Source organism: Mesorhizobium sp. P2_H9, from assembly GCF_056403215.1.
The window spans coordinates 110,730-127,431 of record NZ_JBFUFX010000004.1 but is presented as its reverse complement, the minus strand read 5'-3'; the positions used below and the strand labels follow the sequence as shown (position 1 = coordinate 127,431).

The window sequence follows — 16,702 nt, the reverse complement described above, 5'->3', positions numbered from 1 at the left end:
GATGCTACCTCCCGCCAAGCTGTTGCGCGAGCATGAAGCCCGAGGCTGCACCGGTGCCGGCGCCCGGCCACGTCGCAGCACCGGTGAGATGCAGATGCGCCACCGGCGTGTTCCAGCCGGCGTAACCGCGTGCCGGGCGAAATAGAAAATTCTGCGCCAGATGGTGGCTGCCGCAGACCTGGTCGCCGCCAACGAGGTTCGGGTTCTCGCGTTCGAGGTCGAGGGGCGAGAACACCGCACGGCCGAGGATCTTTTGGCGAAGACCTGGCGCGTAGGTCTCGATGATGTCGAGGACGCGCTCGGCGTACTTTTCTTTGACTTTGTCCCAGTGATCCGGTGCGATCGTGCCGGCCGCATCGCCAAGGATTTCCGCGGGCAGCATTCGCACCTGCACCCACAGCACATGCTTGCCCTCAGGCGCACGCGATGGATCGATCGCCGTGGGTTGGCCGACGACCAACACCGGCTCGTCCGGCAGCAGGCCTGCCATCGCCTGCTGATAGGTGCGCGACATGGCGTCGAGCGACGGCGACAGATGCACATAGGCGAATTGCCGGAGCTCTGCGCCGGCGCGCCAGTCAGGCAATTCGTCCAGCGCCAGATGGATCATCATCGTGCCCGGTGCATGGCGGAACTTTTTCATCGCCGTGTCGAAGCCGGCATCGCCGGAACCGTTAGGCAACAGTTTGCCGGCTAGCGCGCCGGGAGCGACGCCGGCGATCACCGCCTTGGTGGCGCTGTGGGTCTCGCCGGAAGCGAGCCGCACGCCGGTTGCCTTGCCGGCGGAAACCGTGATTTCGGAGACTTCGGCCCCGGTGACGATCTTGCCGCCCGCTGATGTGACCATGCCGGACAAAGCGCGGATCATGGTATCGGCGCCGCCCTTGCCGATCACCATGCCGAAACACTGGTTGACCATCGATTCCAGATAGGGGAACACCGCACCCCCGGCGATGTCGGGCGCGAAATCGAGATGCATGCCCCAGGTGGCGAGCGTCGCCCTGACATAAGGCGACTCGAAATTCTCCTCGAGCCACGCACGGGGTGAGGAAAGCAACATACGACTGGTGTCGAGCGCCCCGGCAATGCCCTTCTTGCGCCACAGGTTCCAGGCGGTGCCGGCAAGGGCACGTGCGCTCATCGGCGAGCCCAGCAGGCGGAACAGATGCTCGGCCTCCCCAGGGAAAGCCGCAACCAGCTTTCGCCATGCGACCGCGTCAGCGGCGGAGAAGCCGGCGATGCGCGACGTCGTCTTTTCCAGATCGTTGCTGACGCCGAACCAGCGGCCGTCAGGAAAGGCGCTGGCGAAGCAATCTGCGACCGGCGCGAATTCCAGCCCGTGGGTTTTCAATTCATTTGCATATTTCCGGTGAAAGGCCGAGCCGGCAAACAGGCTCAGGTTCATCGCGCCGAAATCGTGGCGGAAACCGGGAAGCGTATATTCGTCAGTCTGGACGGCGCCGCCGATTGCTGCACTGCGCTCGAAAATCCCGGTTTTCCAACCCTTGAGCGCCAGATGCGCAGCGCATGCCAGACTGTTGTGGCCGGCCCCGACGAATATGGCGTCAAACTCGCTCACGCCCACCCAACCCATTTCCTTTATGCTTAAAGATAATTGCAGATGCATATGTTTTCGTCTAGTAGGATATTAAGGGCCGAGACGAGCCTTGATCATCACTGACAAAAGAGGGAACTGAGACCATGGACACCCAGAAACTCCTCGGCGAAGTTGCCGGCCAGCTTCTTTCAGGCGCCATCCAGGTGATCGACCTGTCGGCGCCACTTGGACCCAACACGCCGCTGATCAAGCTGCCGCCGGAGCTGGCCGTCGACACGCCGAAGGTCGAGATCCACTCGATCTCCCGCTACGACAAGAACGGTCCATGGTGGGCCTGGAACTGGCTGAAGCTCGGCGAGCATTCGGGCACGCATTTCGATGCGCCGCAGCATTGGATCACCGGCAAGGATTATCCGGACGGCGCCACCGACACCATTCCGGCGCAGAACTTCGTCGGCCCGGTCAATGTCATCGACTGCTCGAAAGAAGCCGCCGCCGACCATGACTTCCTGCTCACCGTCGACCACATCAAGGCATGGGAAGCCAAGCATGGCGCCATTAACGCCGGCGAGTGGGTGGTGATGCGCACCGACTGGTACAAGCGCAACGGCTCGGAAGCCGAATTCCTCAACGCCAACGARACCGGCCCGCACACGCCGGGCCCGACCGCCGAAGCCATCCAGTTCCTGATCAGCAAGAAYATCAAGGGCTGGGGCWSSGAGACGATCGGCACCGATGCTGGCAAGGCCGGCGGCATGGAGCCACCATTCCCGGCGCACACGCTGATGCACAAGGCCAATCGCTACGGCCTCGCCAGCCTCTGCAACCTCGACCAGCTGCCGCCGAAGGGCGCCATCCTGATCGCGGCACCGCTCAAGATCGAGCACGGCACCGGCAGCCCGATCCGCGCGCTGGCGCTCGTGTCAAAGCAATAAGGGCGAGGTGGGGTCTTCGGGAGAAGATCATGCTGTCAGGCAATGCAGTGGTGACGATTTGGGAGAGGCGACCTTGCGGCGCTGTTGCTCTACGGCGCCCCCCTCTGTCCTGCCGGACATCTCCCCCTCCAGGGGGGAGATTGGCAGTGTGGGCGCCTCACTCCTTTCAGAAACGTTGGAGATTGGCGAAATCCATGATGAAGGCCGATCTCCCCCCTGGAGGGGGAGATGTCCGGCAGGACAGAGGGGGGCGCGAAGGAACGCTATCCCGCGCGTTTAAACCCCACCTCCTGCCGACGGAGAACACGTGCCGATGACCGCCCCCGATCACATCATTGTCGGCAGCGGCATCAACGCGCTGGTCTGCGCGGCGATGCTCGGCGGCAAGGGCGCGAAGGTGCTCCTCCTCGAGCGCAACGACCGCATCGGCGGCTGCATGCGCACCGAGGAGATCACCGCGCCCGGTTTCATCCATGATGTGATGGCGACGACCTTCGTCCTGTTCATCACCTCGCCGGCCTATGCGGCGCTGGGCAAGGACCTGGCGCGGCACGGGCTGGAATTCTGCCACGCCGGCACGCCGACCGGCGTGCTGCGGCCGGACGGCAGCCATGCCGTGCTGAGCACCGACCGTGCCGCCAATGTCGCAGCGATCAATGCGATTGCTGCGGGTGACGGCGATAAGCATGGAAGCGATGTCGGCGACATCGAGCGCAATGCCGGACTGCTGTTCGGCCTGCTCGGCGGCAGCCTGTGGTCCTACCCGACGGCGAAGCTGTTGGCCGGCGAGGTCCGGCGGCGTGGCCCACGCGGCCTTGCAGCGTTCCTCGGCGACGCTTTGGCGCCGGCGCGCAGCTGGCTGGAAAGCACTTACCAGTCCGACACCATCCGCGCGCTGTGGGCGCCCTGGGTGCTGCATGCGGGCCTGGGGCCTGAAGACGCATTTTCCGGCCAGATCGCCAAGGTTATTGCCTTCGCGCTGGAAGCCGCCGGGGCGCCGATCGTCAAGGGCGGGGCGCAAAACTTGCTCTCGGCTTTCGAGGCGCTCATCACCGAGCGCGGCGGCGTCATCTCCACAGAAGCCGACGTTGCCTCCATCATCCTGACCAACGGCCGCGCCACCGGTGTGCGGCTGGCCTCGGGCGAGACCGTCAATGCGAGGAAGAGCATCATCTGTTCGGTCACGCCGACGCAGCTTTACGGGCGCTTGCTTGGCGCAAATGCTCCCAAGGACGATGTCGAGGCGACGCAGAAATACCGCTACGGCAAGGGCAATTTCCAGATCCATTATGCCCTGAGCAAGCCGCCGGCATGGCGCGGCGACGGTCTCGACAAGGTCGCGCTGCTGCATCTGACGCCGGGGCTTGATGGTGTGTCAAAAGCCTGCAACGAGGCGGCGCGCGGCATGCTGCCGGAGGTGCCGACCATCTGTGTCGGCCAGCCACATGCGCTCGATCCGTCACGTTGCCCGGACGGCAAGGCGATCCTGTGGCTGCAACTGCCCGAGGCGCCACGGCAGATCAAGGGCGATGCCGCCGGCAAGCTGCAAACTCCGGCCGATGGCCGCTGGACCGACGGACTGCGCGAAGCCTATGCCGATCGCGCCGAGGCCATCCTCGCCAGCCATATCGACGGCTTCAAGGACAGCGTCATTGCGCGCCGCGCCTATTCGCCGGCTGATCTCGAAGCGATGAACATCAATCTGGTCGGGGGCGATCCCTATGGCGGCTCCTCGACCATCGACCAGTCGTTTCTGTGGCGGCCATTCAAGGCAAGCCGCAATCACAACACCGGGGTCAAGGGCCTCTATCACATCGGCGCTTCGACCCATCCGGGTGCCGGCCTGGGCGGCGGCTCCGGCTTTCTCTTGGCGGGGCGGCTGTGATGGATCAGAAGCCCCCGGAAAAACGCCAGCGCATTTCGACCCTGGGCGAGATCGGCCTGCAGCAATTCGCGCCCTATCTGATGAACCGCATCATGGGCCGCTACAACGCCACTCTGCGTGACGATTTCCGCAAGCAGGGCCTGACCATCCCGCAGGTCCGCACGCTGGCCGTGCTGTCGATCACCGACGGGGTCACCGTCAACGATCTCTCGGTCTATACGGTGATCGAGCAGTCCACCTTGAGCCGCACGCTCGACACGCTGGAGGGGCAAGGCTTTGTGCGGCGCGAGCAGGGCGTCACCGACAGCCGCATCCGCCATGTGTTCCTGACCGACGAAGGTCGCGCCGAATTCACCCGCGCCTGGCCGGCTATGCACGACGCCTTCGAGGCAATGTTCGACGATGTCGACGATGCCGAATATGCCGCGCTCATCGCCACGCTTTTGAAGATGCTGAAGAACATTCGCAAGCACGACATCTAGACCTACGCGCCGCCGGCGTCGGGCGGTAACGGAAGGAGACAAAAATGGCCGAACGGTCTTTTGCCAAGGAAGTCGAAAAACTCCGGCTCGGTGCCGGCGAGAAGTTTGCCGGCGAAGGCATTCTCGCCATCACCAAGGCGCTGCTGCAATGCGGCGTCGGCTATGTCGGCGGCTATCAGGGCGCGCCGATCAGCCATCTGATGGACGTGCTGGCCGACGCCCAGGACATTCTGGGCGAGCTCGGCGTGCATTTCGAGGCCAGCGCCTCGGAAGCGACAGCCACTGCCATGCTGGCGGCATCGGTGCACTATCCGATCCGTGGCGCCGCAACCTTCAAGTCGACGGTCGGCACCAATGTCGCCTCCGATGCGCTCGCCAATCTCGCTTCCGGAGGCGTTACCGGCGGTGCGCTGATCATCGTCGGCGAGGATTATGGCGAGGGCTCCTCGATCATGCAGGAGCGCAGCCATGCCTTCGCCATGAAGAGTCAGGTCTGGCTGCTCGATCCGCGCCCGAACCTGCCGTCGATCGTCAAGGCGGTGGAGGACGGGTTTGAGCTGTCCGAGGCCTCCAACACGCCCGTCATGCTGCAGGTCCGTATCCGTTGCTGCCATGTGCATGGCCACTTCATCGCCAAGGACAACAAGCGGCCGCAAATGACTGTGGCCGACGCGCTCGACGCGCCGCGCCGCGATACCGGCCGCATCGTGCTGCCGCCCGCTTCCTTCCTGCACGAGAAGGAGAAGGTGCTGAAACGCTGGCCGGCGGCGGTCGATTTCATTCGCAAGAACAAGATCAACGAGATCTTCGGGCCGGATCACGGCTCGGTCGGCATCGTCCTGCAGGGCGGCATGTACAATGCGGTCATCCGCGCGCTGCAGCGCCTCGGCCTTGCCGATACCTTTGGCGGCACCGACGTGCCGCTCTATGTCCTGAATGCCGTCTATCCGCTTGTTGATGACGAGTTCCTGTCCTTCTGCGAAGGCAAAGGGTCCGTGCTTGTCGTCGAGGAGGGCCAGCCCAACTACATCGAGCAGGCGTTCGCCTCGATGCTGCACAAGGCCGGGCGCGGTACCAGCATCGTCGGCAAGGAGCACCTGCCGATGGCCGGCGAATACACCGGCCAGGTCATGCTAGACGGCATCGGTACCTTCCTGCGCGCCACCGCACCGCATCTTTTGCCGGGCGAGGTGCGCGCGCCAAACAAGGCCGGCGACGGGCTCGACATTGCCGACCTGATCAATGTCGTGCCGGGCCGCCCGCCCGGCTTCTGCGTCGGTTGCCCGGAACGGCCGATCTTTGCCGCCACCAAGCTGGTCGAGCAGGAGCTTGGCAAGCACCACATCGCCTCCGACATCGGCTGCCATCTGTTCTCGATCATGCCGCCTTTCGAGCTCGGCGCCACCACCATGGGCTATGGGCTCGGGCCGGCCTCGGCCTCGGCATTCAATTCGCCCGATGCCAAGCGCCGCTCGATCTCCTTCGTCGGCGATGGCGGCTTCTGGCACAACGGCCTGACCTCCTCGATCGGCAATGCGGTGTTCAACAAGAACGACGGCGTCATCGTCATCGTCGACAACTTCTACTCGGCCGCCACTGGCGGCCAGGACATTCTCTCATCGCGCGCCGGCAACAAGACCAAATCGACCAAGCATCCGATCACCGAGGCGGTGAAAGGCATGGGCGTCAAATGGCTGCGCCACATCGACCGCACCTATGACGTCACCAAGATGCAGGACACGCTGCGCGAGGCGCTGACGACGGAGGAGAAGGGACCAAAGGTCATCGTCGCTTCGTCCGAATGCATGCTCAACCGGCAGCGTCGTGAAAAGCCGCTGGTCGACAAGGCGATCAAGGGTGGCGAGCGCGTCGTCAAACCGAAATTCGGCGTCGACGAGGATATCTGCACCGGCGACCATGCCTGCATGCGGCTGTCCGGCTGCCCGTCGCTGTCGGTAAAGTCGCTCGACGATCCGCTGCGCGACGATCCGGTGGCGCATATCGACCAGAGCTGCGTCGGCTGCGGCAATTGCGGTGAGGTCGCCGATGCGGCGGTACTGTGCCCGTCTTTCTATCGCGCCGACGTCGTGCACAATCCCGGCCGCTGGGATCGTTTCCTGGAAGCCACGCGCCGGGCCACGATCAGCCTCCTGCAGAGGCGGCGCGAAAGCCGGCGCCTGACATTCGCCGATGCTTGAGCCTTCATCCCACTCCAGGGCGGACGCGCAGCATGACGAGCGCGTCATCAAGCTTGCCGTGCTGGCGGTTGGCGGCCAGGGCGGCGGCGTTCTGGCCGACTGGATCACCGACGTCGCCGAGCGCAATGGCTATGTCGCGCAATCGACCTCGGTTGCCGGCGTCGCCCAGCGCACCGGCGCCACCATCTACTATGTCGAGATGTGCCGCGACAGCGGCCGCCCGCCGGTCCTCGCTCTGTCGCCGTCGCAGGGCGATGTCGACATCCTGATCGCCGCCGAACTGATGGAGGCCGGCCGCGCCATCATCCGTGGCTTCGTCACGCCTGAACGCACGACGCTGATCGCCTCGTCGCACCGCATTGCCGCGGTGTCGGAAAAGATCGAACCCGGCGACGGCCGCGCATCGTCGTCAAAGGTGCACGCAACGGCGGAAGCTGCGGCCAAGCGCTTCATCGCCTTCGACATGGAAAAGATCGCCGCCGACAACGGCTCGATGATCTCGGCCAGCCTGCTCGGCGCACTGGCCGGATCCGACGCGCTGCCCTTCACCCGCGAAAGCTATGAGCAGGCGATCGGTGCCGGTGGTCGCGGCGTCAAGGCCAGCCTCGCCGCCTTCGGCGCTGCCTTTGATCGCGCGGGCGGCACCGGCTCGCCAGCGCCACAGGCGGCGGAACCCGTGGCTGCCGAGAGCGTCCCTGATGCGGCGGGAAAAGTCAGCGGTCCGGAAAGCCTGCTGAAGGACTGGCAGGCCTTGGCGGCTCGCGTCGCCGCGCTGCCGGAGCCAGCGCGCGACATGGCGATGCGCGGCCTGAAAAAGGTCGTCGACTATCAGGACATCGCCTATGGCGGCGAGTATCTCGACCGGCTCGACCGGGCGATCGCGCTGGATGGTGCCGGACAGGCCTATGCGCTGTCGATCGCCGCCGCCAAGCATCTCGCCAACGCGATGTGCTATGACGACATGATCCGCGTTGCCGATCTGAAGACGCGCTCGACCAGAGACCAGCGCGTGCGCCGCGAGGTCGGCGTCAAGGACGGCTCGATCCTGCACGTGACCGAATATTTCCATCCGCGCATCGAGGAATTCTGCGGCACGCTGCCAGCTGGGCTCGGCAGCTATATCGAGGACCGGCCCAAGCTCGCCGCCTTTCTCGACCGCCGTATCAACCATGGCCGCCGCATCCGCACCGACAGTTTCGCCGGCTTCGCCGCGCTCTGGTTCATCGGCGGCCTGCGTCGCTGGCGCCGCAGCCTGCTGCGCCACAAGGTCGAGGTCGAGCATATCGATCGCTGGTACGCGCTGGCGCTTGGCTATGTGCCGGCTGATTACGCGCTGGCTGTCGAGATCGTCAACTGCCGCCGGCTGATCAAGGGCTACAGCGACACCCATCTCCGCGCCCAATCGAAATTCGACCGGGTGCTGTCGGCGCTCGATCTGGTCAAGGGCCGCCCGGATGCCGCCGACTGGATCCGGCGGCTGCGAGAGATGGCGCTGAAAGACGAGAAGGGCGACATGCTTGACGGCGCGCTGAAGACCGTGGCCTCGCTGTAGCGAACGGATTTCGTGCTTCTCCCAGCTGACCGGTGAAATAGCGGGTGCGGCAGGCCTTCTGTGGTTCGCGCGCCCGGCTCGTGCTATCGTAATTCTGGGAGACGGCGGACGCGCCGTGAGCGCCCGTACGCTCCCCATTTGTGGGAGGAACCAATGGCTTACTACGTATTGCTGTCGAGTTTCACAGATCAAGGCATCAAGAGCATCAAGGACACCCAGAAGCGTGCTGAGGCTTTCAAGGCGATGGCCAGCAAGAACGGGATCAAGGTTCACACGCTGTTGTGGACGCTTGGTCAATATGATGTCGTGGCGGTCGCAGAAGCCGACGACGACATTGCTGCGACCGCACTAGCCCTATCGATCGCATCGCTGGGCAACATCAGAACCCAGACATTGCGGGCGTTCGACACCGCAGACATGGCCAAGATCCTGGCAAAGATGGCCTGACCGCCACTGTGCTGCCCTGCGCAGACGGTTGAAGCCGGCCGCTGAGCCGAGCGGCGGCAAGCTTGTTTGTTTTCCATGAAGCGAAAACCCCGGCGTCAGGTCGGGGTTTTTGGTGATCTGGCGAAGGTGCAGGCCTTGCTGGCACGGCAGTCGAGCCTGTCATCGCCTTTCAACGCTTCTTGCAGGGCGTGTTCCACGCATGTCGGCGAGGCGGCGGCATGGCCAAATGACGCATTTGTGATTGCGCCGTTCAGTCAACATTCAGGTGGCAGCGGGTTAATTGTTCGCGGGGGTGTGAACATGGAGAACACAGTCATGCTCACCAAACACATTCTACCCATCGCGATTGCGGCAGGCACCTTGATGCTGTCGAGTGTCGGCTCGCAGGCTCTGCCAACGGCAAAGCCCGGTACCGTCCCAATCCCCATTCAAAGCGTCGGTCCCATTGAAACCGTTGGTTGGCGATGCGGCCCCGCCTGGCACATGAACCGATGGGGCAATTGCGTGCCGAACCACCGGGTGATGATGCGTCCGGTCGGCCACTGGCATGCCGGATTCTGGTTCCGCCATCGCTGGCATCCCGGCTATTGGGGCTTTTGACCACTGACAGGATTTACCAAAAGCGCCCGCTCCGGAAACGGGCGGGCGTTTCAGCCGCAACGCGGGCAGGCAACTCACTGTGGGTCGATCTTACTGCTGAGAGGGGGCAGCGCTCAATCGTCGATAGGAGACGCCGTCGAAAACCGCGACGGCAAAGTCCGTAGCCGACATCTTGCGCTTACGGCCGTCGCTGCAACTGAAAACCGGCCAACCGGCATCGCTGCATTCGCTGGCAGCGCAGATGCGGGCAAGGCAATTTCCGAGCGTCAGCCGGAAGCCGCCAGTCCCTGCGAAACCCTGCAACAGACTGCCGTCCGCCGCGCGCCATGTCCGGGCCCGGAATTCCGCTCGCAAGAGCGTTGGTTCGAGAGGGACCGCAAGGTCGGTTTCGCCAGAACGTCCCGCGAGCTTCAGCCGGATGCGCGCCATCCCTGTCGTGTAAGCGGTTACAAGGTCGGATTCTGCCGCATAGGCTGAAGCCATGGCCGAATGGTCAAGCAGATGAGAAATCCACCCGCCTGCCTCCACCGGCTTGATGAAGACGGCAATCAGGGCAAGAAAGGCAAAGCAAGCTCGCGACATCGGATAATTCCAGCAGCCGTTTTGGCGCCAGCGTGCCGGTTCGCCTCCCGTTTCCCTCGTACAACATCCTGCCAATTGGCGCCTGACGCAAGCCACCGCCTGCCATTTTGCTGTCGTCGATAAATGGGGGCGTCCAGAGCAGCCCGTCGGGAGCAAGTGCGGACAAATGTCTGAGAAAAATGGTGCCGCTTAGGTGACTCGAACACCTGACCCCATCATTACGAATGATGTGCTCTACCAACTGAGCTAAAGCGGCCCGGGAAGCCAAGGCCTCCAAGATGGGCTGGGTGATAGACGCAACCGGTCGTAAATTCAAGACAGGACTTGGCATTTCGTGCCGACCCTGGCTGCCGGTCCAAAAGGAGCCGGCACACCGGTCCGCTTGACGCCTACGCGACCGTCGCCGGGCGCTTCGTCCGTGATCGCACCGGCAAGATCGGCGAAATATGTTGATTTCTTTGCCGAAAACCTCCGAAATCGGCCTTGGACGCCCTGCTGAGGCAGAATGCGGCCGCTCGCCCGTTGATTGATTGGTCGCCTGCGGCTAACGATCATGGCGATGTGAGCGAACGTGCAGAGGGAATTCGCTTGGACGCGATCGAAAAAGCGATCCGCAACGCCTTCGAAAAAGGCAATGCCGAGGACCGGGCGTTTCGCGAGAAGGTCTATCGATCGGCCTTCGCCGCGCTTGACCGCGTCCTCCAGGCCAATCCCGGCGTGACGGTGGAAGCCGCCATCAAGCGCCGCAAGGCGGTGCAGGCCAAGATCACCGAGATCGAATCCGAGTATCTGCCGGCGGTAGCCGACGTTGCGCCGCAGGCGGAAACTGCCACGCAAGCGGAACCTGCCGCGGCTGCGCCCGCGGTGGAACTTCCCACGAGCACCGAACCTGTGGGCGAAGCTGTCGAACCCGCGCCGTCGCCTGAGGTCGTTGTCGACGGGCCAGTGCAACCTCCGGCATCCGACGCGCCGCAATCGCGCGTCTTGCCGGTCGTCCCCGATATCATGCCCGACGCGGTTCTTCCCGGCGTGCCGGAAATCGACATGTTCACCTCAGCTCCCACCGAAGCCGCGACAGAGGTGGCGCCCGACCGTGACGAGAGGCGGGTGAGGGGGCGCCGCTTGCCGCTGACCGCGATCTTCCTCGCTGTGACTCTGCTCGCCGCCGCCGGCATCGGCCTCTATTTCGGCATCCAGACCGGCGTCTTCAAAACGCCGGCCCAACTCGACACGGCCCCGCCAGAGGCGCCGCCGACGGTCGACGGTGACGATTTCACGCCACCGGCCGACTCGGGCTCGCCGCAGAAACCCGGCGCCGCCGATCAGGCGCGCGACTGGATCAATGTGTTTTCGCCTGCCGATCCGACGCATGTCAGCGCGCCGTCCGACGCCAAGGCCGAGGTGATGCAGGACGACACCGGGTCCTTCCTGCGCATCCGCTCCGGCGCCTCCGGCTCGGCCATCGCCTTCGATGTCGGGCAAGGCGTGCTGGAGAAACTCGCCGGCAAACACGCCATGTTCGATATCCTCGCCCGCTCCGAAGAGGGCAAGGAGACGCAGATTTCCGTCGACTGCAATTTCGGCGATCTCGGCGATTGTGGCCGCAAGCGCTACGCGGTCAGCCAGGAGCGCAACGAATATCTGTTCGACGTGCAATTCCCGCAGAAGCATCCGGGTGCCGCCGGCACCATCGCCATCAATTCCGACTTTGACAAGCAGGGCAAAGCAGTCGACATCTACGAAATCCGCGTCTCGATCGCGCCCTAGTCCAACAACGCCTGCAGCGTTTCGATGCGGTCGGCCTCGGCGGTCGGCTTGTCCCAGCGTAGTCGCGAAATTCTGGGAAATCGCATGGCGACGCCGGATTTGTGCCGGGTCGAGCGGTTGAGCCCTTCGAACGCCACCTCCAGCACCAGGCCGTTCTTGCGGTCGGCCCGCACCGAGCGGACCGGGCCAAAACGCTCGACCGTGTTGTCGCGGACATATTTGTCGATCTGCTTCAGTTCCTCGTCGGTGAAGCCGAAATAGGCCTTGCCGACCGGCACCAGTTCCTCCGATCCCTCCGGCCCCGACCAGACACCGAACGTATAGTCGGAGTAGAAACTCGAGCGCTTGCCATGGCCGCGCTGCGCATACATCAGCACCGCGTCGACCGTGTGCGGATCGCGCTTCCACTTGAACCACGGGCCTTTCGGCCGTCCCGCGACGTACGGCGAATCCCAGCGCTTCAGCATCACGCCTTCGATGATTGGGTGCGGCGGCGCCCGGCGCATTTCCTCCAGCGCCGGCCAGCCGGTGAAGTCGACCAGTGGCGAGAGATCGAAGCGGCTCGGATCGAGCGTCTTGACGAAGGCTTCAAGGTGGCCGCGCCGTTCGCGAAACGACTGGGCGCGCAGATCCTCGTCGCCGATCTGCAGGAGGTCGTAGCAGCGCATGAACGCAGGGTATCGCTGCTGCATCTTCGGCGTCACCGTCTTGCGGTTCAGCCGCTGCTGCAGGTCCGAAAACGTGCCGGTTGCTGAGGGATCGCCAACCAGCAGCTCGCCGTCGAGGGCGGCGGAAAAATGCATAGCCTCGGCGAGATCCGGAAAGGCGCCGGAGACATCGTCGCCGGTGCGCGAATAGAGCCGGCGAACGCCGCCTTCGCAGGTTGCCTGGACGCGGATACCGTCCCATTTCCATTCGGCGGCATAGTCGGCCGGGTTGAGCTTTTCGAGATCGCCGTCGCCAATCGGGTTGGACAGCATCACCGGCCGGAACAGCGCCAGCGCTGTCCTCGCCGGCTTTTCAGTCTTGCCTTCCAGCCAGGCGAACAGCCCGGCATAGGGTGGGGTCAGCCCGTGCCACAGCTCCTCGATTTCGGCGATTTCGACCTTGCCGAATTCGGCCAGCGCCTGTTTCGCCAGCCGCGCCGAGACGCCGATGCGCAGGCCGCCGGTGACCAGTTTGATGATCGCAAAACGCGCTGAAATGCTGGCGCTGTCGAGCAGTCTGGCCAGCACCTTCGGCCCGTCGGAACGGCTCGCCGCCTGCAGCTTTTCGACAACCTCGCCAAGCGTCGGCTCGCGGTTCTGCATATTTGCCGGTGATTGCGGCCAGACCAGCGACACGGTTTCGGCGAGATCGCCGACATAGTCGTAGGAATAGCCGAACAGCACCGGGTCCATACGCTCGGTGACCAGCGTGCGCAGCATCGCCGGCTTGACCGCCGCGATCGAGAGATCGCCGGTGATCGCCGCCAGCGCCAGCCCGCGATCCGGATCCTCGACGCTGCGAAAATACTCGGTCAGCAGTGTCAGCTTGCCATTGCGCGACGGCGTCAGCACCAGGCGGTCGAGAAGTTCGGCAAAGCGATTCATGCCTCAGTCGCCCTCGTCCTCATAGCCGACGAGATGCAGCGGCCTGGCAGCAATGCCCTCGAGTTCGCACCAGCGCACCAGCGCTTCCTCGCGGCCATGCGTGACCCAGATTTCGCCGGCGCCCGTCTCCTTGATGGTGGCGGTCAGCTCGTCCCAGTCGGCATGGTCGGATATGATCAGCGGCAGTTCGACGCCACCTTGCTTGGCGCGCTGGCGGATGCGCATCCAGCCGGAAGCAAAGCACGAGATCGGGTCGGGAAAGCGCCGCGCCCAGCGGTCGGCGAAGGCCGAGGGTGGACCGATGACGATCGCGCCTGCGAAATCTTGCCTGCCGCCTTCCACCGTTGCCGGCTCCAGCGTGCCGAGGTCGATGCCCTGGCTCTGATAGTAGTCGCTGAGCTTGGCCAGCGCACCGTGGATGTAGATCGGCTTGTCATAGCCGGCATCGCGCAGCAGCCGCATCACGCGCTGCGCCTTGCCCAGCGCATAGGCGCCGACCAGATGCGAGCGTTCGGGAAATTGTGCGGCCGACTTCAGCAGCCGGGCGATCTCTTCGGTGTCGGGCGGGTGGCGGAACACCGGCAGGCCGAAGGTCGCCTCGGTGATGAAGACGTCGCATTTGAGCGGCTCGAACGGTGCGCAAGTGGCGTCCTTCTGCCGCTTGTAGTCACCGGATGCGACGATGCGCCTGCCCTGGTACTCGACCGCGATCTGCGCCGAGCCGAGCACATGGCCGGCGGGATAAAAGGTGACCGTGACACCGTTCAGCGCGATCGTCTCGCCGAACGCGGCGGCTTGTGTTGCCTCGGCAAAATCCTCGCCATAGCGCTGCCCCATAATGTCGAGCGTCTGCTGGGTCGCCAGCACCGAGCGGTGGCCGGAGCGGGCATGGTCGGAATGGCCGTGCGTGATCAGCGCCCGGTTGACCGGCCGCACCGGGTCGATGAAGAAATCGCCGGGCGGGCAATACAGGCCTTCCGGCCGGGGATGAAGCAGGTCGCTGGCGCGCATGGGTGCAAGATAGGCACTAATTCCGGCGCGGGAAGCCTGTTGTAAGTCACTGCTGACTCCCGCATACACGGCACAGCCGGCTTCGTTTGCCGGCAGGACCCATCGCCATGAAACCGCTACAGGCCTCGTCCGGCGACTTGAACGCCGATCGTCGCGCCGACTATGCCGAGATGCTGCACGCCGATGGCGATCATGCGGCAGCCGCAGAATTGCTGCTTGGCGCCCTGGAACTGACGCCGCAATGGGCGATGGGCTGGTTCCGCCTCGGCGAGATGCAGCAAGCGGCGGGCGCTCCGAGTCTGGCGGCGCAAGCCTGGACGATGTCGTTGCAGCTGGACCCGACGGATCGCCAGGGTGCGTCGCTCAATTTGCAATTGATCGGCAAGGCGCCGGCGACCGACGCACTCCCCAGCGCCTTCGTCGAGACGCTGTTCGACCACTATGCCGAGACGTTCGATCAATCGCTGGTCGAGAAACTCGGCTACCGCTTGCCGGAGTTTCTCGATCAGGCCATTCGGACGGCAAGGCCGAGCCGCTTCTCGCTGGCGCTCGATCTCGGCTGCGGCACCGGGTTGATGGGGCAAAGGCTGCGGCCGATCGCAGACCGGCTGGAGGGCTACGATATCTCGGCCAGCATGCTGAGAAAGGCGCGAGCCAAAGCCATCTACGATTTTCTGGGCAAGGCCGACCTGCGGGATTTTTCCTATGCCGGCCCAAAAGCCGATCTGGTGACGGTGGCCGACGTGTTCATCTATGTCGGCGGGCTCGAAGCCATGCTGAAGACGATTGCCGGGCTGCTGGCCAGCGACGGTCTGCTTGCGTTCTCGGTCGAGAGTTTGGCAGACCCGGCCGGCGATTTCGCGCTGCAGCCGTCGCGCCGCTTTGCGCATTCGGAGCCCTATGTCAGGCGGATTCTGGCCGCCAGCGGGTTTTCGGTCCTGTCGCTGGACGCAAAAACCATCCGGCAGGATCGCCGTCAGGCGGTCGAAGGGCTGGTGGTGGTGGCAGGGAAAATCAGCACGGGCTGAATGCTCACAATGGTGACCAAAGCCGCGGTGCCGTCCCGCCTCCTTTGCTGTGAAAAAGCCCGAATCGCATGCGCGGATGACAGGGGGCGGACATCCGCAGGAGCAAAACCAATGCGCTGGAACATGATGGTCTTGGCGTCTTGCCTGGCGATGGCCGGCTGCATGGGCTCATCGATGTCCGAGCGGCAGGATGCCAATGTCGAATCCTCGCTGCAGTTCGACACCGTGCCTTGCGATCAATTGCTGGCGCAGCGAAACGGCCTGGCGCAGCAATATCATTTGGCGGTGGATGCCAAGCCGACCTTCTCCAATCCGGCTTTGGGCTTTGGTCCGTTCACGCCGGATATGCGCTCGAAGAACAAGCGCGATATCGACCAGGCAACCGGTAGGATCGACGCCATGAACCGCTCGATTGACCGCCGCGATTGCGGTAAGCCGGGCAAGCAGAAGAAGTTCGCTCTCCCCAGCTGAGATCCCAAGCCGTCAGCGGTCGAGAATAGCAGGCAACAAGCTACCTCTTAGGGCACGATCGGATGGATCTCTCGGAGCTGGGGAACCGCATCTGTATCCTCGGGCCGTCCAACAGCGGCAAGTCGACCCTTGCCGACGCGATTGCCCGCAAGCGCAATCTGGAGGTCGTTCATCTCGATCTGCTCTTCCATCTTCCGAACACGGATTGGGAACAGCGTCCCAAGAGCGAATTTATGGCTCTGCATGACACGGCAATCGCCGGCGAACGCTGGGTGATGGATGGAAATTACGCGATCGGCATGCCGCAGCGCTCTCAGCGGGCGACGGGGCTGATCCTGCTGGATATCTCCACGCCGCTTAGTCTGCTGCGCTATGTCAGGCGAACGCTGTTCGAAAAAGAAAGGCGCGGCGGCCTGGAAGGCGGGCGCGACAGCATCAAATGGGACATGATCCACCACATTGCCGTGATCACACCGAAAAATCGCAAACGATACCGGGCAATGTTCGCAGAGCTCGATCTGCCAAAGCTGCAGCTGTCGTCGCTGCGGGCAATCAAGAAGAGTTTCCGGGACTGGGACCTGGCCAAGTGAAGGC

At 63.9% G+C, this 16,702-nt stretch carries 15 protein-coding genes and 1 tRNA gene; 11 read left to right on the top strand and 5 right to left on the bottom strand.

The window, feature by feature from the left end:
- Positions 1-4: 4 nt before the first annotated feature.
- A complete protein-coding gene (locus AC1DXN_RS08890) occupies positions 5-1,579 on the bottom strand; it encodes a phytoene desaturase family protein (RefSeq protein ID WP_477275547.1) in 1,575 nt (524 codons plus the stop codon).
- 122 nt (positions 1,580-1,701) lie between these two features.
- Between AC1DXN_RS08890 and AC1DXN_RS08885 the strand changes: the two genes are divergently transcribed.
- The 7 genes from AC1DXN_RS08885 to AC1DXN_RS08855 all read left to right on the top strand — a co-directional run bounded on the left by AC1DXN_RS08885 (position 1,702) and on the right by AC1DXN_RS08855 (position 9,657).
- Positions 1,702-2,493, top strand: coding sequence for a cyclase family protein (locus tag AC1DXN_RS08885; protein ID WP_477421524.1), 792 nt, complete (start codon positions 1,702-1,704; stop codon positions 2,491-2,493).
- 313 nt (positions 2,494-2,806) lie between these two features.
- On the top strand, positions 2,807-4,378 hold the full coding sequence (locus AC1DXN_RS08880) for a phytoene desaturase family protein (RefSeq protein WP_477275543.1): 1,572 nt from the start codon (positions 2,807-2,809) through the stop codon (positions 4,376-4,378).
- A complete protein-coding gene (locus AC1DXN_RS08875; RefSeq protein WP_477241464.1) occupies positions 4,378-4,860 on the top strand; it encodes a MarR family winged helix-turn-helix transcriptional regulator in 483 nt (160 codons plus the stop codon). Before AC1DXN_RS08880 ends, AC1DXN_RS08875 begins: the two co-directional genes overlap by 1 nt.
- A 44-nt stretch (positions 4,861-4,904) precedes the next feature.
- Positions 4,905-7,058 carry a thiamine pyrophosphate-dependent enzyme gene (locus tag AC1DXN_RS08870; protein ID WP_477275541.1) on the top strand — a complete coding sequence of 718 codons (2,154 nt, stop codon included), beginning with the start codon at positions 4,905-4,907 and terminating at the stop codon, positions 7,056-7,058.
- The gene (locus tag AC1DXN_RS08865) at positions 7,051-8,610 is read left to right on the top strand and encodes an indolepyruvate oxidoreductase subunit beta family protein (protein ID WP_477275539.1); all 1,560 of its coding nucleotides are present in this window, start codon (positions 7,051-7,053) and stop codon (positions 8,608-8,610) included. The genes AC1DXN_RS08870 and AC1DXN_RS08865 overlap by 8 nt, the downstream gene beginning before the upstream one ends.
- 153 nt (positions 8,611-8,763) lie before the next feature.
- Positions 8,764-9,057, top strand: a complete 294-nt coding sequence (locus AC1DXN_RS08860; protein ID WP_477241470.1) for a GYD domain-containing protein — start codon at positions 8,764-8,766, stop codon at positions 9,055-9,057.
- Positions 9,058-9,372: 315 nt separating this feature from the next.
- On the top strand, positions 9,373-9,657 hold the full coding sequence (locus AC1DXN_RS08855; RefSeq protein ID WP_477275933.1) for a GCG_CRPN prefix-to-repeats domain-containing protein: 285 nt from the start codon (positions 9,373-9,375) through the stop codon (positions 9,655-9,657).
- Between the two features lie 90 nt (positions 9,658-9,747).
- Here AC1DXN_RS08855 and AC1DXN_RS08850 read toward each other — a convergent pair whose 3' ends face one another.
- Both AC1DXN_RS08850 and AC1DXN_RS08845 read right to left on the bottom strand, forming a co-directional pair.
- Entirely contained in the window at positions 9,748-10,140 is a 393-nt protein-coding gene (locus tag AC1DXN_RS08850) for a hypothetical protein (RefSeq protein ID WP_477241472.1), read from the bottom strand.
- 279 nt (positions 10,141-10,419) lie between these two features.
- Positions 10,420-10,495, bottom strand: a tRNA-Thr gene (locus tag AC1DXN_RS08845).
- Between the two features lie 332 nt (positions 10,496-10,827).
- Between AC1DXN_RS08845 and AC1DXN_RS08840 the strand changes: the two genes are divergently transcribed.
- Positions 10,828-12,006 (top strand): hypothetical protein, encoded by a 1,179-nt coding sequence (locus tag AC1DXN_RS08840; RefSeq protein WP_477275537.1) that lies wholly within the window; start codon positions 10,828-10,830, stop codon positions 12,004-12,006.
- On the opposite strand, the gene AC1DXN_RS08835 is transcribed toward AC1DXN_RS08840, so the two are convergent.
- Together AC1DXN_RS08835 and AC1DXN_RS08830 are read right to left on the bottom strand one after the other, a co-directional pair.
- A complete protein-coding gene (locus AC1DXN_RS08835) occupies positions 12,003-13,598 on the bottom strand; it encodes a cisplatin damage response ATP-dependent DNA ligase (protein WP_477275535.1) in 1,596 nt (531 codons plus the stop codon). The two genes, AC1DXN_RS08840 and AC1DXN_RS08835, sit on opposite strands and share 4 nt — an antisense overlap.
- A gap of 3 nt (positions 13,599-13,601) precedes the next feature.
- Positions 13,602-14,609, bottom strand: coding sequence for a ligase-associated DNA damage response exonuclease (locus AC1DXN_RS08830; protein WP_477275533.1), 1,008 nt, complete (start codon positions 14,607-14,609; stop codon positions 13,602-13,604).
- Between the two features lie 107 nt (positions 14,610-14,716).
- On the opposite strand from AC1DXN_RS08830, the gene AC1DXN_RS08825 reads away from it, so the two are divergent.
- The 3 genes from AC1DXN_RS08825 to AC1DXN_RS08815 all read left to right on the top strand — a co-directional run bounded on the left by AC1DXN_RS08825 (position 14,717) and on the right by AC1DXN_RS08815 (position 16,698).
- A complete protein-coding gene (locus AC1DXN_RS08825) occupies positions 14,717-15,637 on the top strand; it encodes a class I SAM-dependent DNA methyltransferase (protein ID WP_477275531.1) in 921 nt (306 codons plus the stop codon).
- A 111-nt stretch (positions 15,638-15,748) separates the two neighbouring features.
- Positions 15,749-16,108 (top strand): hypothetical protein, encoded by a 360-nt coding sequence (locus tag AC1DXN_RS08820; protein ID WP_477275529.1) that lies wholly within the window; start codon positions 15,749-15,751, stop codon positions 16,106-16,108.
- A 62-nt stretch (positions 16,109-16,170) separates the two neighbouring features.
- The gene (locus AC1DXN_RS08815) at positions 16,171-16,698 is read left to right on the top strand and encodes a P-loop NTPase family protein (RefSeq protein WP_477275527.1); all 528 of its coding nucleotides are present in this window, start codon (positions 16,171-16,173) and stop codon (positions 16,696-16,698) included.
- Positions 16,699-16,702: the final 4 nt, after the last annotated feature.